This is a genomic window from Methylobacterium sp. M6A4_1b, from assembly GCF_053345175.1.
The window spans coordinates 19139-42986 of the sequence record NZ_JBKEZQ010000007.1 but is presented as its reverse complement, the minus strand read 5'-3'; the positions used below and the strand labels follow the sequence as shown (position 1 = coordinate 42986).

Annotated in this window: 22 protein-coding genes and 1 tRNA gene; 11 read left to right on the top strand and 12 right to left on the bottom strand. The window is 71.0% G+C overall.

Going from position 1 to position 23848, the window contains the following annotated elements; genetic code table 11:
• Positions 1-4: 4 nt before the first annotated feature.
• Positions 5-268: a PepSY domain-containing protein gene (locus ACLBWX_RS09280; protein ID WP_447676787.1), complete on the bottom strand. Its 264-nt coding sequence runs from the start codon at positions 266-268 to the stop codon at positions 5-7.
• Between the two features lie 162 nt (positions 269-430).
• Between ACLBWX_RS09280 and ACLBWX_RS09275 the strand changes: the two genes are divergently transcribed.
• Entirely contained in the window at positions 431-1966 is a 1536-nt protein-coding gene (locus ACLBWX_RS09275) for a YifB family Mg chelatase-like AAA ATPase (RefSeq protein ID WP_447676786.1), read from the top strand.
• Between the two features lie 353 nt (positions 1967-2319).
• Here ACLBWX_RS09275 and scpA read toward each other — a convergent pair whose 3' ends face one another.
• Positions 2320-4485, bottom strand: coding sequence for a methylmalonyl-CoA mutase (gene scpA, locus ACLBWX_RS09270; RefSeq protein ID WP_447676785.1), 2166 nt, complete (start codon positions 4483-4485; stop codon positions 2320-2322).
• A 167-nt stretch (positions 4486-4652) separates the two neighbouring features.
• Positions 4653-5561 carry an N-formylglutamate amidohydrolase gene (locus ACLBWX_RS09265; RefSeq protein WP_447676784.1) on the bottom strand — a complete coding sequence of 303 codons (909 nt, stop codon included), beginning with the start codon at positions 5559-5561 and terminating at the stop codon, positions 4653-4655.
• A gap of 207 nt (positions 5562-5768) precedes the next feature.
• On the opposite strand from ACLBWX_RS09265, the gene cpdR reads away from it, so the two are divergent.
• The 4 genes from cpdR (at position 5769) to ACLBWX_RS09245 (ending at position 7847) form a co-directional block, all read left to right on the top strand.
• Positions 5769-6125: a cell cycle two-component system response regulator CpdR gene (cpdR, locus tag ACLBWX_RS09260; protein WP_003603128.1), complete on the top strand. Its 357-nt coding sequence runs from the start codon at positions 5769-5771 to the stop codon at positions 6123-6125.
• A 94-nt stretch (positions 6126-6219) separates the two neighbouring features.
• A complete protein-coding gene (gene grxC / locus ACLBWX_RS09255) occupies positions 6220-6477 on the top strand; it encodes a glutaredoxin 3 (RefSeq protein WP_056466766.1) in 258 nt (85 codons plus the stop codon).
• Positions 6474-7322, top strand: a complete 849-nt coding sequence (locus ACLBWX_RS09250; RefSeq protein ID WP_447676783.1) for a carbon-nitrogen hydrolase family protein — start codon at positions 6474-6476, stop codon at positions 7320-7322. Before grxC ends, ACLBWX_RS09250 begins: the two co-directional genes overlap by 4 nt.
• A 36-nt stretch (positions 7323-7358) precedes the next feature.
• Positions 7359-7847 (top strand): DUF1178 family protein, encoded by a 489-nt coding sequence (locus tag ACLBWX_RS09245; protein ID WP_447676782.1) that lies wholly within the window; start codon positions 7359-7361, stop codon positions 7845-7847.
• A gap of 3 nt (positions 7848-7850) precedes the next feature.
• On the opposite strand, the gene ACLBWX_RS09240 is transcribed toward ACLBWX_RS09245, so the two are convergent.
• Positions 7851-8339, bottom strand: coding sequence for a disulfide bond formation protein B (locus tag ACLBWX_RS09240; protein WP_447676781.1), 489 nt, complete (start codon positions 8337-8339; stop codon positions 7851-7853).
• 18 nt (positions 8340-8357) lie between these two features.
• Positions 8358-8939, bottom strand: coding sequence for a YqaA family protein (locus ACLBWX_RS09235; RefSeq protein ID WP_447676780.1), 582 nt, complete (start codon positions 8937-8939; stop codon positions 8358-8360).
• 145 nt (positions 8940-9084) lie between these two features.
• On the opposite strand from ACLBWX_RS09235, the gene ACLBWX_RS09230 reads away from it, so the two are divergent.
• Positions 9085-9169, top strand: a tRNA-Leu gene (locus tag ACLBWX_RS09230).
• Between the two features lie 24 nt (positions 9170-9193).
• Here ACLBWX_RS09230 and ACLBWX_RS09225 read toward each other — a convergent pair.
• The 4 genes from ACLBWX_RS09225 to ACLBWX_RS09210 all read right to left on the bottom strand — a co-directional run bounded on the left by ACLBWX_RS09225 (position 9194) and on the right by ACLBWX_RS09210 (position 12037).
• Complete coding sequence (locus ACLBWX_RS09225) at positions 9194-9526, bottom strand: hypothetical protein (protein WP_447676779.1); 333 nt, start codon at positions 9524-9526, stop codon at positions 9194-9196.
• A 55-nt stretch (positions 9527-9581) separates the two neighbouring features.
• Positions 9582-10289, bottom strand: a complete 708-nt coding sequence (locus ACLBWX_RS09220; protein WP_447676778.1) for a glutamine amidotransferase-related protein — start codon at positions 10287-10289, stop codon at positions 9582-9584.
• Between the two features lie 141 nt (positions 10290-10430).
• Positions 10431-10643: a DUF4287 domain-containing protein gene (locus ACLBWX_RS09215; RefSeq protein WP_447676777.1), complete on the bottom strand. Its 213-nt coding sequence runs from the start codon at positions 10641-10643 to the stop codon at positions 10431-10433.
• Between the two features lie 209 nt (positions 10644-10852).
• A complete protein-coding gene (locus ACLBWX_RS09210) occupies positions 10853-12037 on the bottom strand; it encodes a ceramide glucosyltransferase (protein WP_447676776.1) in 1185 nt (394 codons plus the stop codon).
• A 159-nt stretch (positions 12038-12196) separates the two neighbouring features.
• Here ACLBWX_RS09210 and ACLBWX_RS09205 point away from each other — a divergent pair, with 159 nt between their 5' ends.
• On the top strand, positions 12197-13159 hold the full coding sequence (locus ACLBWX_RS09205; protein WP_447676775.1) for an NAD(P)/FAD-dependent oxidoreductase: 963 nt from the start codon (positions 12197-12199) through the stop codon (positions 13157-13159).
• Positions 13160-13239: 80 nt separating this feature from the next.
• On the top strand, positions 13240-14142 hold the full coding sequence (locus ACLBWX_RS09200; protein WP_447676774.1) for a histone deacetylase family protein: 903 nt from the start codon (positions 13240-13242) through the stop codon (positions 14140-14142).
• A 491-nt stretch (positions 14143-14633) separates the two neighbouring features.
• Here ACLBWX_RS09200 and ACLBWX_RS09195 read toward each other — a convergent pair whose 3' ends face one another.
• Positions 14634-15209 (bottom strand): TetR/AcrR family transcriptional regulator, encoded by a 576-nt coding sequence (locus ACLBWX_RS09195; protein WP_447676773.1) that lies wholly within the window; start codon positions 15207-15209, stop codon positions 14634-14636.
• 313 nt (positions 15210-15522) lie between these two features.
• Between ACLBWX_RS09195 and ACLBWX_RS09190 the strand changes: the two genes are divergently transcribed.
• From ACLBWX_RS09190 to ACLBWX_RS09180, 3 genes are all read left to right on the top strand, one after another.
• Entirely contained in the window at positions 15523-16548 is a 1026-nt protein-coding gene (locus ACLBWX_RS09190) for an efflux RND transporter periplasmic adaptor subunit (RefSeq protein WP_447676772.1), read from the top strand.
• Positions 16545-17618, top strand: coding sequence for an efflux RND transporter periplasmic adaptor subunit (locus ACLBWX_RS09185; RefSeq protein ID WP_447676771.1), 1074 nt, complete (start codon positions 16545-16547; stop codon positions 17616-17618). The genes ACLBWX_RS09190 and ACLBWX_RS09185 overlap by 4 nt, the downstream gene beginning before the upstream one ends.
• Positions 17619-17739: 121 nt before the next feature.
• Complete coding sequence (locus tag ACLBWX_RS09180; RefSeq protein ID WP_447676928.1) at positions 17740-20793, top strand: efflux RND transporter permease subunit; 3054 nt, start codon at positions 17740-17742, stop codon at positions 20791-20793.
• Positions 20794-20821: 28 nt separating this feature from the next.
• On the opposite strand, the gene tsaA is transcribed toward ACLBWX_RS09180, so the two are convergent.
• Both tsaA and ACLBWX_RS09170 read right to left on the bottom strand, forming a co-directional pair.
• Positions 20822-21319: a tRNA (N6-threonylcarbamoyladenosine(37)-N6)-methyltransferase TrmO gene (tsaA, locus tag ACLBWX_RS09175; RefSeq protein ID WP_447676770.1), complete on the bottom strand. Its 498-nt coding sequence runs from the start codon at positions 21317-21319 to the stop codon at positions 20822-20824.
• Between the two features lie 88 nt (positions 21320-21407).
• Positions 21408-23789 (bottom strand): putative bifunctional diguanylate cyclase/phosphodiesterase, encoded by a 2382-nt coding sequence (locus ACLBWX_RS09170; protein ID WP_447676769.1) that lies wholly within the window; start codon positions 23787-23789, stop codon positions 21408-21410.
• Positions 23790-23848: the final 59 nt, after the last annotated feature.

The window sequence follows — 23848 nt, the reverse complement described above, 5'->3', positions numbered from 1 at the left end:
AAGACTACTCGGCCTTGCGCTTCACGATGGCGAAGGTCTTGGGGTCGAGTTCGAGGTCGAACTGCTTGCCGCTGGCGTCGATGGCGTCATCGACCTCGATCTCGTCGTCCTCGACTTCGATCTTCTTCCACTTGGTGAAGCCTTCCTGCTTCAGCACGGCCTCGATCTTGGTCTGCTCCTCCGGGGTCGGCTTCCGGTCGGCGAAGGCCGAGCCGGTGAAGGCGAGGCCGAGAGCGAGGGCGGCGAGGCCGGCGATCTTGATCGACATGGTGTCTCCCTGGGGTCCGAGGATTGTTTCTGACCTCTTCCGAACCACGCAGCGAAGGTGAGGTTCCTGCCGAAATTCCGGGATGTCTGCGCCTTTCGGTTGTGTGGCCGCGCGGTGCCGCCTAGGGTCGCGAGGCCTTCGCGCCTCCAGGAGCGGTCCAGAATGGTCACTCGCGTCGCCACCGTGGCCTTCGAGGGCATCGAAGCGCGGGCCGTCGACGTCCAGGTCCAGATCGCGCCCGGCATCGTCGCCTTCACGGTGGTGGGCCTCGCCGACAAGGCGGTGGCGGAGTCCCGCGAGCGGGTGCGTTCGGCGCTCATCGCCTCCGGTCTCGCCCTACCAGCCAAGCGGATCACCGTGAATCTCGCCCCGGCCGACCTGCCGAAGGAGGGATCGCACTACGACCTGCCCATCGCCCTGGCGGTGATGGGTGCGATCGGCGCCCTGCCGGCCGATGCGCTCGCGGGCTACTGCGTGCTCGGGGAGCTCGCCCTCGACGGGACGATCACGGCCGTTTCCGGCGTCCTGCCCGCCGCGATGGCCGCCAACGAACGCGGTCTCGGCCTGATCTGTCCGGCCGCCACCGGGCCGGAGGCCGCCTGGGCCGGCGGCGACCTCGACGTGCTGGCACCGCGTTCGCTGATCCAGCTCGCCAACCACTTCAAGGGCACGCAGGTCATGGCCCGGCCGGAGCCGGCGGTGGCCGCGTCGGGCGCCGCCCTGCCGGATCTGCGCGACATCAAGGGCCAGGAGGGGGCCAAGCGCGCCCTGGAGATCGCCGCGGCCGGCGGTCACAACCTCCTGATGAACGGACCGCCCGGAGCCGGCAAGTCGATGCTCGCCGCGCGCCTGCCCTCGATCCTGCCGCCGCTGGCCCCGCGCGAACTCCTCGAAGTCTCGATGATCCAGTCGGTGGCGGGCGAACTGAAGGGCGGCGCGCTCTCGAACCGGCGCCCGTTCCGGCAGCCGCACCATTCCGCCTCCATGGCGGCACTCGTCGGCGGCGGCATCAACGCCCGCCCGGGGGAGGCCTCGCTCGCCCATGGCGGCGTGCTGTTCCTCGACGAACTGCCGGAGTTCACGCCCCAGGTGCTCGACTCCCTGCGCCAGCCGATGGAGACCGGGACGATCATGATCGCGCGGGCCAACCATCGGGTGACCTATCCGGCCCGGTTCCAGCTCGTGGCGGCGATGAATCCCTGCCGCTGCGGACAGGCCCTGGAGCCGGGCTATGCCTGCCGGAAAGGCCCGAACGAGCGCTGCGTCGCCCAGTACGGCGCGCGCATCTCCGGCCCGCTCCTCGACCGCATCGACCTGCGCATCGAGGTCGGCGCGGTGACGGCCGCCGACCTGATCCTGCCGCCGCCCCCGGAGGGGTCGGCCGAGATGGCGGCCCGCGTCGCGGCCGCCCGCGCGCTGCAGACCGTGCGCTACGCCGCCTACGATCCGGAGGGATCGTTCACCAACGCCACCTGCCCACCCCCGGTGATCGAGGCGGTGGCCGCCCCGGACCCGGAGGGTGCCGCCCTGATCCGCTCGGCCGCCGAGACCATGCGGCTCTCGGCGCGCGGCTTCCATCGGACCCTGCGCGTCGCCCGCACCCTGGCCGACCTCGACGGCGAGGACCGCGTCCGCCGCATCCATCTGGCCGAGGCCCTGTCCTATCGCGGACGGGCGGAGCAGCCGGCCGCGGCCTGACCTCGGGCGGCGGGAAGCGCCCGGGAGGCCGGGTGCCGCCGCCGATGCCGGATCAGCGAGTGGGTCAGGCCCGACAGGGTGAGCGGGTCGCAGGTGAACCCGGAGACCGAGCCGACGAGGCCGTCGCCAGGAGGGCGCCGAGACGCAGGTCGAGCAGACCGAAGGCGGTGGCGCAACCGGCGAGGCCAGCAGCATTCCGCGCCGATGCGGCATGGTCCGCGCCCGGTCGGCACGGAAGCGCGCCGCAGGCGCCAGGTCGTCAGGGTGACCGGTCGGTCGACGCGTGTGTTCTGCCGCCGGACCCGTCGTCCGGGTACAATGGCGGACGGCTGGGGGCCACCCGCCGGGGGGCGTTACTCCGCGGCTTGCCGCGCCGCGTAGCCGAGGCGGCCGTTGAGCTCCTCGATCAGCTTCACCGCGGCCTCCGCGATGACGGTGCCGGGTGGGAAGATCGCCGAGGCGCCGGCGGCGTAGAGGGCGTCGTAGTCGCCCGGCGGAATCACGCCGCCGATGACGATCATCACGTCGCCGCGGCCCTGCTCCGTCAGGGCCGCCTTCAGCTCGGGCACCAGCGTCAGGTGGCCGGCGGCCAGCGACGATACGCCGACGATGTGGACGTCGTTCTCCACCGCCTGCCGCGCCGCCTCGGCGGGGGTCGCGAAGAGCGGCCCGATATCCACGTCGAAGCCGAGATCGGCGAAGGCGGAGGCGATGACCTTCTGGCCCCGGTCGTGCCCGTCCTGGCCCATCTTGGCGACGAGGATGCGCGGGCGACGCCCATCGTTCTCCTCGAAGGTCTCCACGAGCTTGCGAACGGTCTCGACCACCGGCGACATGCCACCCACCTCCCGCTTGTACACGCCCGAGATCGAGCGGATCTCGGCCCGGTGACGGCCCCAGGCCTTCTCCAGGGCGTCCGAGATCTCGCCCACTGTGGCCTTGGCCCGCGCCGCGTTCACCGCGAGTTCGAGGAGGTTGCCCGTCCCCTGCGCCGCCGTCGTCAGCGCCGCCAGGGCCGCGTCGACGTCGGCCTGGCTGCGCTCGGCGCGCAGGCGCTTCAGCTTGTCGATCTGCAGGGTGCGGACGTTGCCGTTGTCGACGCGCATCAGCTCGATGGCGCGGTCGTCGTCCGGCTTGTACTTGTTGACGCCCACGATGGTCTGGCGGCCGGAATCGATCCGCGCCTGGGCGCGGGCGGCCGCCTCCTCGATGCGCAGCTTCGGGATGCCGGCCTCGATGGCCTTGGCCATGCCCCCGAGTTCGTCGACCTCGCGCAGGTGCTCCCAGGCGCGGACGACGATGTCCTGGGTCAGCTTCTCCACGTAGTAGGAGCCGCCCCACGGATCGACGATGCGCGTCGTGCCGCTCTCCTGCTGCAGGAAGAGCTGGGTGTTGCGGGCGATGCGGGCCGAGAAGTCGGTGGGCAGGGCCAGCGCCTCGTCCAGCGCGTTGGTGTGCAGGGACTGGGTGCCCCCTTGGGTCGCCGCCATCGCCTCGATGCAGGTGCGGGTGACGTTGTTGAACACGTCCTGCGCGGTCAGCGACCAGCCCGAGGTCTGGCTGTGGGTGCGCAGGGGAAGGGACTTGTCGCTCTTTGGCTCGAATTCCTTGACGAGCTTGGCCCAGATCAGGCGCGCGGCCCGCATCTTGGCGATCTCCATGAAGAAGTTCGTCGAGATGGCCCAGAAGAACGACAGGCGCGGGGCGAACTGGTCGATGGTCAGCCCGGCCGCCAGGCCCGCCTTGATGTACTCGACCCCGTCGGCCAGCGTGTAGGCGAGCTCGAGGTCGTTCGTCGCCCCGGCTTCCTGCATGTGGTAGCCGGAGATCGAGATCGAGTTGAACTTCGGCATGTGCTTCGAGGTGTAGGCGAAGATGTCGCCGATGATCCGCATCGAGCCCGCTGGCGGGTAGATGTAGGTGTTGCGGACCATGAACTCCTTGAGGATGTCGTTCTGGATGGTGCCGGCGAGCTTCTCCGGCGGCACGCCCTGTTCCTCGGCCGCGACGATGTAGAGGGCGAGGATCGGCAGCACCGCGCCGTTCATCGTCATCGACACGGTCATTTCGTCGAGCGGGATGCCCGAGAACAGGGTGCGCATGTCGTAGATCGAATCGATCGCGACGCCGGCCATGCCGACATCGCCCGAGACGCGCGGGTGGTCGGAATCGTAGCCGCGGTGGGTGGCGAGGTCGAAGGCCACCGACAGGCCCTTCTGCCCGGCGGCGAGGTTGCGCCGGTAGAACGCGTTCGAATCCTCGGCCGTGGAGAAGCCGGCATATTGCCGGATCGTCCAGGGCTGCGTCACGTACATCGTCGGGTAGGGGCCGCGCAGGTAGGGTGCCACGCCCGGATAGGTGTCGAGGAACTCGATGCCGTCGCGGTCCTGCGGTCCGTAGACGCCCTTCACCGGAATGCCTTCCGGCGTCATCCAGGGCTCGCCCGTCGGCGGCACCGGGGCCGGGACGGCATCGGCCGCGTAGGGAACGGTCGCGAAATCGGGGATGCGAGACGTCATGGGCTCTGGCTCGTGCGGCGGCAGCGTGCGTGCATTATAGGTACGCGCCCGGTCTGGGCTACTCCTAACCGGACTTGCGCCGGATGGGGCCGGCAAAACCGTCACTTTCGCGCGCGGGCCGGACAAATCTTTTCGGGCCGCACCCAAAACTTTCTTGTCGAACCCGCCTATTCGGCGGCCATCCGGGCGGGGGCGAGGCCCTGCACCTCGGCGGCGACGGCGCCCACGATGCTGCGCAGGTGCCAGACCAGTTCCGAGAAGCCCGGGGTGATCGCGAGGGTCGCCTCGTTCATGTAGAGGCCCCGGTTGATCTCGATCTGCAGGGCGTGCCGCTCGACGTTCGGCTCGCCGTAATGCTCGGTGATGAAGCCGCCCGCATAGGGCTTGTTGCGCAGGACGCGGTAGCCGCGGGCGCGCATGTGGTGCTCGAAGGCGTCGATCAGGATCGGCGCGCAGGCGGTGCCGAAGCGGTCGCCCAGGATGATGTCGGCGCGCGCCGCCTCGTCGCGTCCGAGGCTCGACGACGGCATCGAGTGGCAATCGATCAGGATGGCGTGACCGAACTGGCGGGAGGTGCGCTGGATCAGGCCGCGCAGGGTGCGGTGATAGGGCTTGTACAGGGTCTCGATCCGCTCGACCGCGGCCTCGACCGGCAGGCGTCCGCGATAGATCTCCTGCCCGTCGGCCACAAGGCGCGGGATGGTGCCGAGGCCGCCGGCCACCCGCATGGAGCGGGTGTTGGCGAAGGCCGGCAGGCGTCCGTCGAACATGCGCGGGTCGAGTTCGTAGGGCTCGCGGTTCACGTCGAGGAAGGCCCTGGGGAAATGCGCCCGCATCAGGGGCGCCCCGAGGTCGACCACCGGCGCGAACAGCCGGTCGACATGCGCGTCCTCCGACCGCCGCAGCGCGAGCCCGTCGAGGCGCGAGGCGGCGAGGAAGGCCGGTGGGTAGACCGCGCCGGAATGCGGCGTGTTGAAGACGAAGGGGAGGGTGTGCGCCGTCGGCTCGTCCACCGTGAAGGGCGGATCGAAGGCGGCCGCTCCGATCGCGTCGGGGGTCTGGAACGGCTCTGTCATCGCGGCGCGGGCGCCTCGGTGCGGACGGGACAACGCATCCGCTCACCTTGCGGTTTGCCGACTCGCCTGTCCAGCATCACGGGCGCTCCAAAATGCCCCTGGCGGTGCCGTGGGACACCTGGCCCGGGCGGGCTGGCAACGTTCTGTTTACCAAGCCGGTGCTTTGTGGAAAGAACACATCGAATCAAAGGTACGGGACGCTGCTCGATGAAGATCCTCCTGGCGGAAGACGACAACGACATGCGCCGCTTCCTGGCCAAGGCGCTGCAGAACGCGGGCTACGACGTCCTGTCGTTCGACAACGGCCTCTCGGCCTACAATCGCCTGCGCGAGGAGCCCTTCGAACTGCTCCTCACCGACATCGTGATGCCCGAGATGGACGGGATCGAGCTGGCGCGGCGCGCCACCGAACTCGATCCCGACATCAAGGTGATGTTCATCACAGGCTTCGCCGCCGTGGCCCTGAACCCGGATTCGAAGGCTCCGAAGGACGCCAAGGTGCTCTCGAAGCCGTTCCACCTGCGTGATCTCGTCAACGAGGTCGAGAAGCTCCTGGCCGCCTGAGCGTAACGCCCGTCGCGCCCGCCGAATCGAGGCAGTAGGAAGAGCCCGCGGGCTCGCCTATATGCTGATGGGATTGGGATGGGGCGCGACGACGATGAAGCCGGTCACGATCTATACAACCGCGTGGTGCCCGTACTGCTCGGCGGCCAAGAGCCTGCTGCGCGACAAGGGCATCGCCTTCACCGAGATCGACGTCGAGAAGACGGCCGGCTCGCGCACCGCCATGGTCCAGCGTGCCGGGGGCCGCACGAGCGTGCCGCAGATCTTCGTGGGGGACGCCCATGTGGGCGGCTGCGACGACCTCTACGCCCTCAACGGTGCCGGCAAGCTCGACGCGCTGGTGGCCGCATGAGCGACGCGCCGACCTTCACCGCCGCCTGCGTCCAGATGCGCTCGGGCCGCGATCCCCTCGCCAACCGCGATGCCGCCGTGGCGCTGGTGCGCGAGGCCGCGAGCGCCGGGGCGGACTACGTCCAGACGCCCGAGATGACCTCCCTGGTGGAGCGCAGCAAGGCGAGCCTATTCGAGAAGGTCACGGCCCAGGACGACGACCCGACGCTGGCGGCGCTGCGCGACGTCGCGCGCGAGCGCGGCATCGTGATCCAGATCGGGTCGCTCGCCGTGCGCAACGGCGACAAGGTCGCCAACCGCGCCTTCCTGATCGACGCGACGGGTGCGATCACGGCCTCCTACGACAAGCTTCACCTCTACGACGTCGACCTGCCGAACGGCGAGCGCTGGCGCGAATCCGCGACCTATACCGGCGGCGCCTGCGCCGTCGTCGCCGAGACGCCCTGGGCGCCCATCGGCCTCGCCATCTGCTACGACATCCGCTTCCCCGCCCTGTACCGGGCGCTAGCCGAGGCGGGCGCCACCCTCCTGACGGCTCCTGCCTGCTTCACCAAGCAGACGGGCGAGGCGCATTGGCACGTGCTGCACCGGGCCCGCGCCATCGAGACCGGCTCGTTCATGATCTCGGCGGCACAGGGCGGCCACCACGAGGACGGGCGCGACACCTACGGCCACTCCCTGATCGTCGATCCCTGGGGCCGGGTCCTGGCCGACGCGGACGGGGCCGAGCCGGGCGTGATCCTGGCCGAGATCGACCTTTCCCGTGTCACCGACGCCCGCGCCCGCATCCCGACCCTCCAGCACGCCCGGCCCTTCACGATCGAGCGGGTCGGCCGCCCCGCCTGATCCCGCCCGCGCAACCGTCGCGAAACCTCTGGTCCCATGATCCGCTACACCCTCGTCTGTGAGGCCCGGCACAGCTTCGAGAGCTGGTTCCCGTCGAGCGATTCCTTCGATGCGCAGGCCGCGCGGGGCCTCGTGGCCTGTCCGGTCTGCGGCTCGGCCCGGGTCGGCAAGAGCATGATGGCGCCCTCCGTCGCCCGCACGGATCGCGGGAGCCATGCCCTGCCACCGCCCGATTCGGCGTCGAAGGCGAACCTTCCCGCCGTCGCCGCGCAGCCCATGCCGCAATTGGCGCCCACCGAACCCGAGCAGCGCCTGCGCGCCTTGATGCGCGCCCTGCGCGAGGACGCCACGCGGAACGCCGACGACGTCGGGACGCGCTTCCCCGAGGAGGCGCGCCGGATCCACTACGGCGAGACAGAGACCCGCGCGATCTACGGCGAGGCGAGCCTGGAAGAGGCCCGCGCCCTCCTCGACGAAGGCATCGCGGTGGCACCCTTGCCGCCGGCCTCCGACGACCGGCACTGAGCCTCAGCGCTTCAGCGCGGCCGTGCCGGCGATCGACGCGAGGAGGAAGGCGATGAGCGCGTTCCAGCCCGCGAGGGAGATGCCGAACAGGCGCCACGCCGCGGTGGAGCAGTCGGCCACCCGGGTGTGCTGGAGGGCGTTCAGGAAGTCGCCGACATCGGCGGGGTTGGCACCCGCGCCGCCGCCGCAATCGGTGGGACCGGCCCAAAGGCTCCATTCCGCACCGGCGTGATAGACGCTGAGGCCGGCCCCGTAGAGCAGGCCGAGGGCGGCGAGGCCGAGGGCGAGGCGCGCGGCCCAGGCCGGGAGGAACAGGCCGAGCAGCGCCAGCGGAATCGCCGCGTAGTAGGGAGTCCGCTCCTGCAGGCAGAGCTTGCACGGCACGTAGCCGAGCCCCCACTGGAAGATCCAGGCTCCCGCGAGCGTCAGCACGGACCCGACGAGGACGAGAAGGGCGGCGCGGCGCAGGCGCAGGAGCGAAGCGTAGTCCATGCCGGAAAAGCACCTTGTCTACAGGAGCACCTTGAACAGCACGAAGCCGAGGATGATCACCGCGACGGAGATCGCCGCCACCACGTTGAGGTGCCGGTCGAGCACCCCACGGATCTGAACGCCGTAGCGGCCCAGAAGTCCCGCCAGGATGAAGAATCGGGCGCCCCGCGTCAGCAGCGACAGCACCACGAACCAGAACAGGTCGTAATGGGCGAAGCCCGAGGTGATGGTCACGAGCTTGAACGGGATCGGCGTCAAGCCCTTCAGCAGGATCACCCAATGCCCGTACTGGGCATAGGAGGCCTGGAAGGTCGCGGCCTTGTCGGAGAGGCCGTAGACCCGGAACACCCATTGCCCGATCGAGTCGAAGAGCAGGGCGCCGATGGCGTAGCCGACGAGGCCGCCGGCGACGGAGGCCAGCGTGGTGACGAGGGCGTAGAACCAGACCCGGTCCGGCCGGCTGACGGCCATGGGCACCAGCATCACGTCCGGTGGCACCGGGAAGAACGAGCTTTCGGCGAAGGCCACGGCGCCGAGGGCGTAGGGCGCGGAGGGCTTGCCCGCGAGCGCGAGGATCCACTCGTAGAGGCGACGGATCATGGAGGGTCCGGGAAGGCTGGAAGGCGGGAAGGCAGGGCCGTGCCCTTTGATCATACGGGGCCGTTCCTGGCGAGCGCCCGCATATCGCACTGCGAAGAAAACGCCACTGGCCGAATCCGGGAAGGTGTGCGATGACGCGGACGCTGCGGGCGTGGTGGAACTGGTAGACGCGCCGGACTCAAAATCCGGTTCCGCAAGGAGTGTCGGTTCGATTCCGACCGCCCGCACCATTTCTCCTACCGGACGCCCGATCGTCAGCCGCGGCTCGCCGTCCCCTGGTGCTCCTTGACCCGCCGGACCTCGGCGAGCTGCCCGCGCAGGATCAGGAGGGCGTCCTCCTCCGCGGGGCTGAGGTGATCCAGTCGGATATGGCGCAGCAGAACCTCGAGCGCATCGCCGATCCGACCCAGCTGGCGGCCGTAGCTGCCCACGTCGTCGAGGATCTTCTGCTCCAGCTCGGGATTCGGCGTGTGGCCGAGGTCGATGTTGACCAGTCCGACCTGCGCGCCCTGCTGGTAGAACGTCCAGGGGTTGATCGACTGCCAGAGCTTGTCGGGGGCGATGGAGAACTGAGCGCTGCGCTGCATGTGGGGTTCCCTCGATCCGATCCGCATAAGGCTAGAGTGAAGGGCGGGGATTCGCCTAGCCCGGCCGGGATCGCTCCGTGAGGAAGCGCCGGATCCATCCGCCGACCCGCGCGCCGTCGCTCGGCGCGGCGAGGGAGGCAAGCGCCCGAGCGCGCAAGGCTTCGTCGAGTTCGCCCGGGCGGTGGCCCGCGATGAGGGCGCGGGCGTAGGCGCGTTCGAATTCCGGATGGAACTGGAACGAGACGGCGCGCCGGTCGCAATAGGCGAGGATGCCGTGGGGCGTGAAGCCGTTGCCCGCCAGCGTCCGACTCGCCGACGGCGCCTCGATCACCTGGTCCTGGTGGATGGCGGGAGCGGCGACCTCCGGACCTGCGTCCATCCAGTCCGCCGCGTGCGCGATGCGATAGGCATGCAGGCCGATCCCCCAGCCCTTGGCCGACTTCTCGACCCGCCCGCCGAAGGCGGTCGCCATGACCTGATGTCCGAAGCAGATTCCCACCAGGGGCTTCTCCGGATCGAGGCCGCGCAGGTACGCGATCAGCGTGCCGATCCAGGGCAGAGGATCGTAGACGCCCGCGGGCGAACCGGTGACGAGGGTGGCGTCGAAGGCGCCCGGATCGGTCGGCCAGTCGCCGCGATGGACTGGAAACACCGTGAGGTCGTGCCCGGAACCGAGGCGGTCGGCCGTCATCCGGCCATAGCCCGGGTAGCGGCCGGCGAGCCGCTCCGGCGGGGCGCCGGCTTCGAGGATCGCGATTCTCATGGGCGGCCTGCGGCGTAGGCGGACATCGGCACTCCGGGCATGGCGCGGACGTCCGTCGCGATGCTTCGCGGGACGTCGGCTCTCCGATGCGACGCGTCGGGAGACCGGCCGGCGCAGCCCCGGTCGAGATCGCCGATCATCCTACCCTTTATGGGCCGCCAGGGTGTGCGCCACGAGCGCATTGGCATGGCCATGGCCCATCGCATGGTCGGCCTTGAGCATGGCCACCAAGTCCATGTGCTTCGCGGGAAGCCGCTCGCGCAGCAGGTCCTGCCATTCCGCGACCGGTCGCCCGTATGTCTTCTCGATCGACGGGAAGTAGGAGGCGGGCCCCTTGATCGGTCCGTCGGTCATGGCGGTCGTGGCTCCAGGAGATACGCTGACCCGGTCGGCGCTCCCGGCATTCTGGATCGTCGGTCTCGTTTTGGAAATGGCCGCGGCGGCATGTGACGCCGCCATGGCCGACCCCGCGCGTCGGTGCGAATCGTCGGGACCGAACCCCGGCGATGCCGCCGCGTGACGAGGGCGCAGGGGAAGCCGAGGACGCCCCTCTCACGCTGCGATCAGGCGGCGCTGGCGCGGGGCCGCAGGCGGCGCCAGGGTTTGCGGGCCGTGGGCTCGGGCGCCTTCGTCCGGATGTCCATCGGATTGCCGCGCCAGACGATGGCGCCGCGCATCCAGGCGCCGATCCAGAGGAACGGGATCAGCGCGTCGCGGATCAGGAAGGCGAGGAGGAGCCGGGGATGCCGGTACCAGCGCGCCCGGGCGGCCAGGACGATCTCGGCCCCGTACCAGAGTCCGGTGAGCCCCAGGAGAAGGCCCGCCAGTGAGAGGGAGGGTGCGGCCGCGAGGGCGAGGGCGAAGGGCAAGAGCGGGCCGCAGCCTATCTCGGGGGCGAAGAACAGCGGGAAGGTGACCCGCCGGAGCCGCGCCCAGCGCAGTTGCCGCGACCAGATCTCGGACAGGGTGCGGTGCCCGAGGGGCTGGTCGAAGGGCGCGGCCACGAGGTGGACCCGGGCGCCCGCCGCGCGCACGAGCTTGGTCGCCGCCGCATCCTCGGCGATTTCCGCCGCCAGCGCCCGGATGCCGCCGCGCGCCTCCAGGAAGGGCTTGTGCCAGAGCATGCTCTTGCCCTGGGCGAAGCCGAGGCCGAGGGCCTCGCCGGTATATTGCCAGCGCGCCTGCAGGGTGTTGAGGAAGGCGCATTCCACCGCGGCGAACAGGCCGGAGGGACGTGCGCCGATCGGCGTCGAGCAGACGAGGCCGGTATCGGGGCGCCAGGCCGCCTGCAACTGCTGCAGATAGTCCGGCGGCATCGCGACGTTCGAGTCGGCGAGCACCACCCAGTCGTGACGGGCCGCCTCCCAGCCACGCACGCAGTTGTTCAGCTTGGGGTTGTCGCTGATCCGCTCGTCGCCGACGATCAGGCGGGCGGGCACCCGCGGATGCGCCGCCATCAGGCGCTCCAGAAGGGGAACGATGGGATCGGCCCCGTCGGCCACGCAGAAGATCAGCTCGTAATGGGGATGGGCCAGCTGAAAGCCGCGGGTCAGCAATTCCTCGCTGAAGGCCTCGATGCCGCAGACCGGCCGCACCAGGGAGACCGGGGCGTCCCTCGGGAACACCGAGGCGCCGTTGCGCCGTCCGATCCGCAGGGCCGCCACCGTGATGCCCACGAGGTTGACCAGCGTCAGGGCGACGCACAGCCCCAGGGCAACGGCGGCGCCCGGCTCCGACAGCTCCCGCAACGCCTGATCCCACATTCGCGACGTCTCCCGCTCGCGAGGCTCTGAAAAACGCGGCCGGGCGCGGTCTGGACACCGCGTCGCGTCTCCGGCTGCACAGCGCCCCTAACAGCCGCGCTGCTTCAGTCGTATGACAGCCTCTGACGACGAAGGGGGACAGGGGTGGCGGGACCGGCGCAGGTGGCGATCGTGGGGGCCGGGATGGCGGGGGCGAGCGCGGCGCGCCGGCTCCACGAGGCCGGCCTCTCCGTCGCGGTGTTCGACAAGGGCCGGCAGCCCGGCGGCCGCATGGCGAACCGCCGGGACCGTGAGACCGACCTCAGCTTCGACCACGGCGCGCAGGTGATGCGGGCGCACGGCCCCGCCTTCCGCCGCCGCCTCGGCGACTGGAGGGCCCGCGGCCTCGTGGCGCCCTTCGACGCGGACGGCGCCGTCACGGCCGTGCCCGACATGACCGCGCCGGTGCGCGATCTCCTCGCCGGCCTCGACGTGCGCGTCGGCCGGACGGTCACCGCCCTGGCCCGGACGGAGCACGGCTGGCGGGTCGCCCTGGCGGAGGCGGACGAGGACAGGGCGTTCGACGCGGTGGTCCTGACGCTGCCGGGACCGCAGGCGCTGCACCTCCTCGCGGCGAGCGGGTGCGCGCTGCCCGGCGTCGAGCGGGCGACCTACGCGCCCTGCTGGTCGTTGATGCTGGCCTGCGAGGCGGAGCTGTCCGTCTCGGGCGGCGTCCTGCGCCCCGCGGCCGGTCCCATCGCCGCGCTGTTCCGCGAGGGCGTGAAGCCCGGGCGCCCGCAGGCGCCGCCGGCCTACACCATCCACGCCACGCCCGCCTGGTCGAAGGCCCATCTCGAGCAGACCCCCGAGGTGGTGCGGGCGAGCCTCCTCGCGGCCATCGGCGACCTCGTCGGCGGGGCCGTCACGCCCCTGCAGGCCCGCGCCCATCGCTGGCGCTACGCCCTCGTCGAGGAGACCTGCGGCGCGCCCTGCCTCTACGATCCGGCCCAGCGCCTCGGCTATGCCGGCGACGGCTGCCTCGGGCCGCGGATCGAGGCCGCCCACGACAGCGGGCTCGCCCTGGCGGAGCGGCTGATCGCGGATCCGGCCATGAGCCCGTCCCCATGAATCCGTCCCCATGAATCCGTCCCCATGAATCCGTCCCCATGAATCCGTCCCCATGAATCCGTCCCCATGAATCCGTCCCGATGAGCCTGCCCATCGTCTTCCATCCGGCCTACGAGGCGACCCTGCCGGAGGGACACCGCTTTCCCATGCGCAAGTACGGGCGCCTGGCCGAGCTCCTGGCCGAGCAGGGGCTGGCCCCGGACGGCTTCGCGCGGCCCGAGCCCGCCGGGGCCGACCTTCTCGCCGCCGCCCATGACCGCGCCTACGTGGAGGCCGTGCTCGCCCTCGACGTCCCGCGCGAGATCGAGCGCAATATCGGCCTGCCGGTGGGCGCCTCCGTCGTCGCCCGTTCCTGCGCCTCGGTGGGCGGCACCCTGCTGGCGGCCCGCCTCGCCCTGGCGCACGGCCTCGCCGGGAGCACCGCCGGCGGCAGCCACCATGCCCGGCGCGAGACCGGCGCCGGCTTCTGCATCTTCAACGACGTGGGGGTGGCCGCCCGCACCCTGCACGCGGAGGGTGCCGTCGCGCGCGCGCTCGTGGTCGATTGCGACGTCCACCAGGGCGACGGCACCGCCGACTGCCTGAGCGGGACGCCCGACCTCTTCACCCTGTCGATCCATGCCGAGAAGAACTACCCGGCGCGCAAGATCGCCGGCGACCGGGATGTCGGGCTGCCCGACGGGGTCGACGATGCCGCATACCTCGCGGTGCTGGCCGCCCATGTCGGGCCGCTGCTCGACGCGCTGCGCCCCGACATCGTGTTCTACAATGCCGGGGTCGATCCCCACCGCGACGACCGGCTCGGGCGCCTCGACCTCACCAATGCGGGCCTGCTGGCCCGCGACCGCTTCGTCGTCGGCGAGGCGCACCGCCGCGGCATTCCGTTCGTCGGTGTCATCGGCGGCGGCTACTCCACCGACATCGACGCCCTCGCGGCCCGCCACGCCCTGGTCTTCTCCGCCATGGCCGAGCGCGCGACCTGACCGCCCGCCCCCGGCGATTTTGCCGTGGAAAATTCGGCTCTCGGCCCGGTTGCACCTCGATCCGCCGGGGTGGTTCCGACCCCGTCAGACGGCTTCGCCGACCTCGACGAGGCAGGTCGTGAGGCGGTGGACAGACACCGCAAGGCCGCGATCGGAGAAGATTGTCTCGGCTGTCGAACGTTTGCGACACGCCCGGGCCGGCGGCCAGGCCTCGGGCGGGCCGAGCGCCGTCCCGGACCTGTCGGGCGTGCGGATCCCGGCGCCGGTGGCGCTGCCCGCGTCGAGGAAAGCCAGGGGACGGGTCAGGCGCCGGGCGATCCGGATCGAACGGGGCTCGCGGTCCCCGCCTAGACCATTCCGGGCCGGCAGCCTTGCGCCCCGCCCCGGTGAGATCCGTCCCCCCCATCGGACCGGGAGCCGTCGACGGCCGCCGTCGCGACCGTGACTGTGCCAGGGGCTGGCTGGGCGAGCGGGCGGGCGCGGGCGCGCGTTCAGGCCTGTGCGCCCGCCTTCGGCAGGCTCTTGGCGGCGTGCTCCATGGCATCGAACAGCTTCTCCAGTTCCGGTCCCTCCAGGCAATGGAATCCCAGCGTCCGGGTCAGCAGGAGCCCCAGGGTGGCGAAGGTCAGCATCGCCCCGGCACCCGGGCAGCAGGCCACGTCCTCCATCTGGGCGAGCCGCTGCGTCAGGAAGGCGTTGAAGCCGGCGAAGGCCTCGGGACTCTCGGCGGAGGCCAGCAGGAGCGCGCGCGGAAACCCGTCCTCGTCGGCATAGACCTGGCGCGCATGCGCGATCAGCGCGAGGGGAAGGGCGGCCGCGCCTGGTCCTTGCTCCGCTTCGTGCGTCGCCACGCTCTCGCGGATCTCCCGCAGCTTGCGCTCGGCCAGTGCCGAGATCAGCGCGTCCTTCGAGGCATAGTGGTGCAGGACGCCACCCTTGCTGAGGGAGGCCTCGGCCGCGACGGCGTCGATGGTGAGCGTGCGCGTGCCCATGCGCCGAATCAGGCGTTCGGCGGCATCGAGGATCACCAGGGGTCGGTCTTCGCGGCGGGTACGCGCCTTCATCATCGACAATCCAGCCAGGCCGCCAGTGCTTTCGAGGGAGGAGGATCCGCCGCCTGAACCTGCGAGAAGACCGATAACTTCAATGGGATACTTGGGAACGCGCGAGCCGGGAAGACGGTTCGGCGAAAAAAACAACCGTCTGGACGGTCGGTAAGATTGCCGATATGGGTGGCGCGAGGCGGGGGCTTCCGAGTTCGAGGACGCGATGGTGGGTTGGCTGACCGTGGGGCCGCGCGGGTGCGGGGCCTTGGGCCTTGTGCTCGTGGCCTGTTCCGCCGCGACACCCTCCGCGTGGGGCGCCGAAGGGGACGCCAAGGTGGCGAAGAGGCAAGCGGGTCCCGCCGTCGCGGTGGTGCGCACCGCGGTGGCCCGCGCCACCACGATCGCCTCCGACCTGATCTTCACCGGCGACATCCAGGCTCAGTCGCAGGTCAACGTCGCCTTCCGGACCAACGGCAAGATCGCCAAGCGCCTCGTGGAGGTCGGCGACCACGTGACCGCCGACCGGGTGCTGGCCAAGCTCGACCCGCAGGAGCAGCGCGCCAACCTCAACAACGCCCAGGCCGCGCTCACCTCGGCCGAGGCGCTGCTGACCCAGGCCAAGCTGAACTTCAAGCGCCAGGAGCAGCTCATGGCCAGCGGCTACACCACCCGCCCGAGCTACGACGACGCCGAGCAGCAACTGCGCACCACGCAGGCCTCCGTGGACTCCGCCAAGGCGGCCCTCGGGAGTGCCGAGGAGCAGTTCTCCTACACGGACCTGAAGGCCGGCGTGGACGGCATCGTCCTCAGCCGGACCTTCGAGGTCGGCCAGGTGGTGCAGACCGGCCAGACCGTCCTGGCGATGGCCCAGGACGGCCCGCGCGACGCCGTCTTCAACATCTTCGAGGCGGTGCTCGCCGCCCCGCCCGGGAGCAGGACGGTCGACGTCACGCTGCAGGCCGATCCGCGGGTCAAGGCGACCGGCCGGGTGCGTGAGATCTCTCCCAGCGTCGACGCCGCCTCCGGGACCGTGCGGGTCAAGGTCGGGCTCGACGAGACGCCCAAGGCCATGAGCCTCGGCGCGGTGGTCATCGGCACCGGCAAGTTCCGGCCGCGCGAGGCGATCGTGCTGCCCTGGTCGGCCCTGTACCGCTGGGAGAACGGCCCGGCCGTCTGGGTGCGCGATCCCGCCAGCGGCACCGTCGCGCCCCGCTCCGTCACGATCGAGCGCTACGGACCCAACACCATCGCGCTGAAGGGCGGGGTCGAGCCCGGCGAGGAGGTCGTCATCGCGGGGATCCAGCTCCTTCGTCCGGGGCAGGCCGTCGCCGTCGCCGAGACCCTGGAGGCGACGCGATGATCCGCCCGAGCCTGCGCGCCCTCGCGCTCGTCATCCCGCTCGGCGCCTGCCAGGCCGCCCAGGAGACCGCCCCGCCGCCCGTACGGCCGGTGCTGTACCGGGTCGTGAAGCCGGTGGCGGCTCAGGTCTTCGGCCCCTTCGCGGGCGTGGTGGCGCCGCGCTACCAGTCGGAGATCGGCTTCCAGATCGCCGGCCGCATGATCGCCCGCGACGTCACCGTCGGCGACCTCGTCCAGAAGGGCCAGCGCATCGCCGCCCTCGATCCGGTGGTGACGCGCTTCGCCCTGACCCGCGCGGAGGCCGACCTCGCCGATGCCAGGGCGCAGGCCGAGAACGCCAGCGCCACGGAAGCGCGCCGCCGCCGGCTGCTCGCCGGCGGCAACGTCGCCCAAGCCCAGCTCGACACCGCCGTGGCGAGCCGCGACACCGCCCAGGCCCGGGTCTCCCAAGCCGAGGCGAGCCTGCAGCGGGCGCGGGACCAGATGGGCTATACCGAGCTGCACGCGGATTTCGACGGCGTCGTCACGGTGCGCAGCGCCGAGGTCGGCCAGGTGCTCAGCGCCGGCCAGGCCGTCGCGACCCTGGCCCGGCCCGAGGAGCGCGAGGCCGTGGTCGACATTCCCGAGGAACACGTCGGCACGATGCCGGCCGAGGCCCAGTTCACGGTGTCGCTGCAGAGCGCCCCGGACGTGACGGCGACGGCGCGGGTGCGCGAGATCGCACCCTTCGCCGACCAGACCACGCGCACCCGGCGCGTCCGCATGACCCTGATCAAGCCCTCCGAGGCCTTCCGCCTGGGCTCGACCCTCACGGTCACCCTCGCGCGGGCCGAGCCGCCCCACATCGACCTGCCCGCCACCGTCGTGCTGACGGAGGAGGGCCGCGATGCGGTCTGGGTCGTCGCGCCGGACGGGAAGAGCGTGCTCAAGCGGCCCGTCACCGTCACGCGCCGGGACGCCGAGCGCGTCAGCATCGGCGCGGGCCTGGATGCCGGCGACCGCGTGGTCGTGGCCGGGGTCCACTCGCTCAAGGAGGGGCAGGCCGTGCGCCTGCCCGACCGGGCGCCCTGACCCGCGCGAGCCCGACGTCGTCCATCATCAGCCGCCACCCCGGTGAGGCGAGAGCAATCCCGTGAAGAACTTCAATCTCTCCGAATGGGCGCTGGAGCACCGCTCCTTCGTCTGGTTCCTGATGCTGATCTCGGTGGTGGCCGGGTTCCTGGCCTACGAGCGCCTGGGGCGCGAGGAGGACCCGCCCTTCGCGATCAAGACCATGATCGTGCAGGCGCGCTGGCCCGGCGCCACCATCGGCGACACCCTCGATCAGGTCACCGAGCGGATCGAGAAGGAGGTGCAGCAGATCGATGCCGTCGATTTCAGCCGCAGCTACACCACGCCCGGTCAGACCACGGTGTTCGTGCAGCTGCGCGAGACGACGCCGCCCAAGACCATCCCGGCGATCTTCTACCAGGTCCGCAAGCGCATCGGCGATATCCAGAACACCTTCCCGCAGGGGATCCAGGGTCCGTTCTTCAACGACGAGTTCGGCGACGTCTTCGGCAACATCTACGCCTTCACGGCCGACGGCGTGACGCCGCGACAGCTGCGCGACTACGTCGAGCGCGTCCGCGCCGCGGTGAAGAAGGTGCCGAGCGCGGGCAAGATGCAGATCCTCGGCGCTCAGGACGAGGTGATCTACCTCGACTTCTCCACCCGCAAGCTCGCAGGCCTCGGCCTCGACACCAACTCGGTCATCCGCACGCTGCAGTCGCAGAACGCCATCGCGCCCTCCGGGGTGATCCAGGCGGGACCGGAGCGGGTCTCCGTCCGGGTCGGCGGGCAGTTCGTCAACGAGGAGAGCCTGCGCGCCGTGAACCTGCGGGTGAACGACCGCTTCTTCCGCCTCTCCGACGTCGCCGAGATCTCCCGCGGCTTCACCGACCCGCCGACCGACCTGTTCCGCTTCAACGGCAAGCCGGCGATCGGCCTCGCCATCGCGATGCAGCCCTCGGGCAACCTGCTCACCTTCGGCCGCGACCTGAAGGAGCGCATGCGCAAGCTCGAGGGCGAACTGCCGGTGGGCGTCGGCATCCACCTCGTCTCGGACCAGCCCCGAATCGTCGAGGAGGCGGTGGGCGGCTTCACCAAGGCGCTGGTGGAGGCCGTGCTGATCGTGCTGGCGGTGAGCTTCATCAGCCTGGGCTGGCGCGCCGGCCTCGTGGTCTCGCTCTCGATCCCGCTCGTGCTCGCCATCGTGTTCGTGGTCATGCAGATCATGGGGGTGACGCTCCAGCGCATCTCGCTGGGCGCGCTCATCATCGCGCTGGGCCTCCTCGTCGACGACGCCATGATCACGGTGGAGATGATGGTCGCGCGCCTGGAGGTCGGCGACAGCCTCAAGAAGGCGGCGACCTTCGCCTACACCTCCACCGCCTTCCCGATGCTCACCGGCACCCTGGTGACGGTGGCGGGCTTCCTGCCCATCGGCTTCAACGGCTCGTCGGCGGGCGAGTACACCTACTCGCTCTTCGTCGTCATCGCCGCCTCGCTGCTCGTCTCCTGGGTGGTGGCGGTGCTGTTCGCTCCCCTCATCGGCGTGAAGCTCCTGCCGAAACAGATGAAGCACAAGGATCACGACGCCCCGAGCCGGTCGATGCGGCTCTTCACCGGCATGCTCACGGGCGCCATGCGCTGGCGCTGGACCACCGTGATCGTCTGCGTCGGCATGCTCGGCGCCGCGATCGTCGGCATGGGCTTCGTGCAGCAGCAGTTCTTCCCGGCCTCCGACCGGCCCGAGCTCCTCGTCGACATGACGCTGCCGCAGAACGCCAGCATCGCCGAGACGAAGGGCCAGATGGACCGCTTCGAGGCGACCCTGGTGGGCGACCCGGAGATCGTGCGCTGGTCGTCCTACGTGGGCCAGGGCGCGGTGCGCTTCTACCTGCCGCTGGACCAGCAGCTCGGCAACGCCTTCTTCGGCCAGATCGTCATCGAGACGAAGTCGATCGAGGCGCGCGAGCGCATGAAGGTCAAACTCGAAGCCCTCGCACGCGAGAAATTCGTCGGCACCGACTTCCTCATCCACTCCCTCGATCTCGGCCCCCCGGTCGGGCGCCCGGTGCAGTACCGCCTCAGCGGCCCCGACCTGCAGACCCTGCGGACCCATGCGCTCACCCTCGGCAACATCGTCGGCGCCAACCCGCATCTCGACGTGCCGACCTTCGACTGGAACGAGCCCGGCAAGGTGCTCAAGGTCGACATCATCCAGGACAAGGCGCGCCAGCTCGGCGTGACCTCGGAGGACATCGCCGGCCTCCTCAACGGCATCGTCGGCGGCCGGTCGATCACCCAGGTCCGGGACTCGATCTACCTCGTCAACGTGGTCGGCCGCGCGCAGGCGGTGGAGCGCAACTCCCTCGACACCCTCCAGAGCCTGCAGGTGCCGCTGGCCAACGGCAGCGTGGTGCCGCTGCTGGCCTTCGCCACCATCGGCTACGAGCTGGAGCAGCCCATCGTCTGGCGCCGCGACCGCCTGCCCACCATCACGGTGCGGGCCTCGATCTCGGACGACACCCAGCCCGCCACGGTGGTGGGCCAGCTCGACGAGACGATCGGCGCGTTCCGGAAGAGCCTGCCGGACGGCTACGTCCTGGCGGTGGGCGGCGCCGTGGAGGAGAGCGCCAAGGGCCAGGGGCCGATCGCGGCCGTGGCGCCCGTGATGCTGCTCACCATGGCGATGTTCCTGATGATCCAGCTCCAGAGCTTCCAGAAGCTCTTCCTCGTGGCGAGCGTCGCGCCGCTGGGGCTGATCGGCGTCGCGATCGCGCTGCTCACCTTCAACAAGCCGATGGGCTTCGTGGCGATCCTCGGCGTGCTGGCCCTGATCGGCATCATCGTGCGCAACTCGGTGATCCTGGTGACCCAGATCGACGAGTACGAGCGCGACGGCCTCCCCCCCTGGGACGCGGTGGTGGACGCCACCTGTCACCGCATGCGCCCGATCCTGCTCACGGCCGCCGCGGCCAGCCTCGGCCTGATCCCCATCGCCCGCGAGGTGTTCTGGGGGCCGATGGCCTACGCCATGATCGGCGGCATCCTGGCGGCCACCTTCCTGACACTGTTCTTCCTGCCCGCCCTCTATGTCGGCTGGTACCGGATCAAGGCGCCGCCGAAGGGGGCCCCGCGCAAGATCCACGGTGCGGACGGCCGGGTCCACGGCGCCGAGGAGCCGACGCCGGCCGGGTGACCCCGCGAGCCCGGGCCGGGGCGCCGCCTCACCGCGGCGCCGTGCCGGCCCGGTCCACGGTGGCGCCGGGGCGCGAATCCGTCGTCGCGAAGTAGGGCTTGATGTCGAGGAGCGGGGTCCCGTCGCGGCAATCGAGGCCGCGCACCCGCAGGCTCGCCCCGTGCCGCTCGAGAAGCTCGACCACCGACAGGGCGATGGGGTTCGGGCGCACCGGCGAGCGCAGGGAGAAGGTGCCGCGGCTGCCCTCCGCGTGGCGGGGGCGCTGGAGCGCGAGGTCGCGGGCGGCCTCGTCCATCCAGTAGAGCACGATGAGATGGCTCGCGCCCTCGACGTTCTGGAGGCCTTCGGCGAAGGGCGCGTCGACGCGGAGCGTGCAGGTCTCCTCGGTCTTCAGGCCGTTCTTCGGGCATTCGCCGCGGGTCGCCCAGGGGGTGCGGATGCGGCCGATGAAGTACAGCCCGGCATCGAAGGTCTCGGGCAGCGGGATCGCCGCCTCGCCGGGGCGATGTCCGGTCTCGTCGTGCATGGGCGGCCTCTCTCCTCCGGCGCGGGCCGATGCGCCGGGCCTTCCGTTTCGGGCAAGCCGCATGCGGGAGCAAGCCGGCCGGCGAGGGTCAGGCGGCGACCGGCGACCGGCGGCGCGCCCGGCCCGTGTGCTGCTCGAACCCGCTGATCGGCCCGGGCCGGCCGATGTAGTAGCCCTGCGCGGCATGGCACTTCTCGGCGACGAGGAAGGCGAGCTCCTCCGCCGTCTCGACGCCTTCGGCGATGACCGGCAGGCCGAGGCCCGCCCCGAGGCCGAGCACCGAGCGCACGATGGCGGCCGCCTGCGGGTTAGAGTCGACCGCCGCGATGAAGGAGCCGTCGATCTTGATGGTGTCGAACGGGAACATCCGCAGGTTCGAGAGCGACGAGTAGCCGGTGCCGAAATCGTCCATGGCGATGCGCAGACCCAGGGCCTTCAGCTGGCGCAGGTTGGTCCGCGCCCGGTCGGGATCGCGGATCAGGGCGGTCTCGGTGATCTCGAGTTCGAGGCGCGCGGGGTCGAGGCCGGTCTCGGCCAGGATCGCCTGGACCGCGGGCGCGAAGCCCGCATCGTGGACCTGCACGCCCGAGACGTTCACGGCGACGCTCAGCGGGGCATGCCAGCGCGCGGCCTCCCGGCAGGCCTCCCGCAGCACCCAGGCGCCGATCTCCCGGATCAGCCCGCTCTCCTCCGCGATGGGAATGAACACCGTCGGCGAGACGAAGCCGCGGGCGGGCTGGTGCCAGCGCAGGAGGACCTCGAAGCCGAGCACCGCCCCGGTGCGGGTCTCGACCTGGGGCTGGTAGACGAGGCGCAGCTGGTCCTCCGCTAGGGCGCGGCGCAGCTGCTTCTCGAGGAGGCGGCGCTCGCGCACGTCCTGGCCGACCGAGGCCTCGAAGAAGCGGTAGCTTCCGCGTCCCTCCGCCTTGGCGAGGAGGAGGGCGGTGTCGGCCGCGTTGAGGAGATCGTTGCGGTCGCGGGCATCGTCGGGAAACACCGCGATGCCGATCGTGGCCGCCGGGACCGGCTCGCCCTGGGCCGCGGTCTCGGCCGCCGCCTCGAGGGTGGCCCGGATCTCCTCCGCGAGGCGCCCCGCCGTGACCGCATGGGAGCAGGGCGTCAGCACCGCGAACTCGTCGCCGCCGATGCGCGCGACCATCTGCGTCGCGTCGAGGAGGCCGCCGAGAAGTCGGGCGACCCGCACCAGCGTCCCGTCCCCGATGGCGTTGCCGAACAGGTCGTTGATCTCCTTGAACCCGTCGAGGTTGATGTGGAGCAGGGCGAGGCGGCCCCCGGAGGCGGCGGCGCGCCGGAGGCCCTGATCCAGGCCCGAATGGAAGTACTGCCGGTTGGGCAGTCCGGTGAGCGGGTCATGGCCGACGAGGAACTGGATCTGGCGCTCGGCCCGCCGGCGCGCGGTGAGGTCGCGCACCGCGAGGGCGACGTGCGGCGTGCGTCCATAGGCGACCGGCCGCATGATCAGCTCCACCGGCAGGGCGGCCCCGTCGAGCCGGTACAGGGTGCCCTCGACCGCGGCGTCGCGTCCCGCCTCCAGGCTCCGCAGCGTCCCGGCGTCCGGGATGAAGCGGGACAGGGGCACGCCGTCGAGGCTTCGCGCCTCGGTGCCCGTGAGCGCGGCGAAGCTGTCGTTGGCGCTGACGACGACGCCGTCCTGGCAGATCACGAGGCCTTCCACCGCGGCATTGGCGAGGCTGAGGAGGCGTCCGCGATAGACCGCGCGCTGGCGCTCGCGCAGATCGAGGGCCAGGGCGGTACAGGCCATGACGAGGATGGTGAGGCTCGCGAGCCCGACCGGCAGGGCGAGCCAGAGCGGCGGCACCGTCTCCTCGGGAACGATCACGCGCGGGTCCGGCACCATCGTCAGAGCGCTCATGCCGAGGACATGGTGGGCCCAGATCGCACCGGCGAGGAGGGCCGCGCCGACGATGCGGCCCCGCGCCCGTCGGCTGGTCAGCCCCACCCCGAGGGCGGCCGTGGCGAGACCGATGCCGGCGATGACGGAGAGCGCGACCAGGCCGGGATGCCAGTCCATGCGACCGGCGACCTGGTAGGCCGCCATGCCGGTGTAGTGCATTGCCGCGATGCCGAGCCCGACGATGGCCCCGCCCGCCAGCGGGGCGCCGCGGGCGCTCCAGAACACCGCGGTCGCGAGGCCGGCCCCGCTCACCAGGACGGCCAGCACCAGCGACAGCACGGTCAGGCCGACCGCGTAGGCCGCGACGAGGCCGGGTTCGAAGGCGAGCATGCTGAGAAAATGCGTGGCCCAGATGCCCGAGCCGCCGGCCACCGCCGCGACCGCGACCCATCCGCTGCGCCAGCCGACCCGGGTCTGGCGCGCGTGGTGCAGGAGCGCGATCGTAGACGTCGCTGCCAGGATGCAAATGATCGCGGCGAGCGTCATCAGCCACGGGTCATTCTCGGCGATGAAACAACCCATGACGGTGAGCATCGACGCTGTGTTTCCCCTGTCGTCGCCGCTTATGCCGGTCCGTGGAACCAGTCTTCAAT